The organism is Microtetraspora sp. AC03309, from assembly GCF_020826795.1.
In the GTDB taxonomy this organism is placed as follows: domain Bacteria; phylum Actinomycetota; class Actinomycetes; order Streptosporangiales; family Streptosporangiaceae; genus Microtetraspora; species Microtetraspora glauca.
On record NZ_JADDIL010000279.1, the window covers coordinates 1 to 815 of the forward strand.

Here is an 815-nt window from a genome sequence, read left to right on the forward strand (position 1 = left end):
ATCCTGATCCGGCTGACGGGGCTGTGCACCGGAACTCCGGCCGAGGACGTCGACGTCGCTGCGCTCGACGACGGCTGGTTCGATTACCTGTGCTTCACCCAGGGGCTCGACGGTGCCGAGATCCGCAAGCACTACGACCACGGTGGCCCGGAGCGCATGCTCGACCTGACGCTGCGTACCGCCGCGTTCGGCGACCGGTACGGCGAAAACCCGGACGGCGTGACACTCGACAAACTCAAGGCCCGACCCAACGGCATCAACTTCGGCCCGATGGTGCCGCGGATCGCCGAGGTGCTGCGGACCGCCGACGCCAAGATCCGCCTCGCCCCCGAGTACCTGACCGACGACCTGCCGCGGCTGGCAGCACGACTCACCCGCGCTCCCGACGACCTGGTACTGGTCAGCCGCCGACACCTGCGGTCGAACAACTCGTGGCTGCACAACATGCCGCCGCTGATGAAGGGGAAGAGCCGCTGCACGCTGCAGATGCACTCCACCGACGCTGACCTCCGCGGAGTCTGCAACGGCGACCTGGTGACGGTGACATCCGTGGCCGGCAGCATCGATGTCCCCGTCGAGGTCACCGACGACATCAAGCCCGGCGTGGTGTCGATGCCGCACGGGTGGGGTCACGCGAAGGCCGGCACCCGGCTGCGAGTCGCCAACGCCTCTCCCGGAGTGAACACCAACATCTTGTCGCCACCGACGTTCGTCGACGAGCCCTCCGGCAACGGCGCGCTCAACGGCATCCCCGTAACCGTCAGCGCAGCGGCCGGCTTTCACAACAACGATGAAATGGAGAAACAGTGAGCGAT

The 815-nt window shown here is 67.0% G+C and carries 1 protein-coding gene; it reads left to right on the forward strand.

From position 1 onward, the window contains the following. A partial coding sequence (locus tag IMZ11_RS42830; protein WP_305075951.1) for a molybdopterin dinucleotide binding domain-containing protein occupies nucleotides 1-810 on the forward strand: 810 nt, incomplete at its 5' end. Nucleotides 811-815: the final 5 nt, after the last annotated feature.